The organism is Alteromonas alvinellae, from assembly GCF_902705805.1.
Genome location: NZ_CACSIH010000069.1, coordinates 1 through 358, shown reverse-complemented (window position 1 = coordinate 358; position 358 = coordinate 1). Strand labels below are relative to the sequence as shown.

The following is a 358-nucleotide window of genomic DNA, read 5'->3' as shown; positions in this document are numbered from 1 at the left end:
GGTGTTTTGATCCCAATTTACAAACCTTCTTTTTACTGGAGGTAGACTTTGGAATGACGCTAGCTTTTCCAATTGAGGTGTGGCGTTATTATAAAGCTCATTAAAGTTATTGAGTAATTCTTCTAACAGAGTTTCTGCGAGTAACTGAGACTTGACCATCAATGATGATATCGTTTCATTGTCTTCGACCTCAAATTTCTCTTGGATTAGGATGCTACCTGCATCAAGTTTCTCAGTAAGTTTATGAATGCTAACACCCGCGTTCTCAGGGTTGTCGATAATGTAGGTTAGTGGGGTTGGGCCTCTACTTTTGGGTAGTAAAGATGGGTGGATATTAATCGCATATTTTATTTCGTTT

General features: G+C 38.5%; 1 protein-coding gene. It reads right to left on the bottom strand.

Annotated elements, in window-relative coordinates:
* A partial coding sequence (locus ACX5KA_RS05285) for a formyltransferase family protein (RefSeq protein ID WP_458730588.1) occupies positions 1–358 on the bottom strand: 358 nt, incomplete at both ends.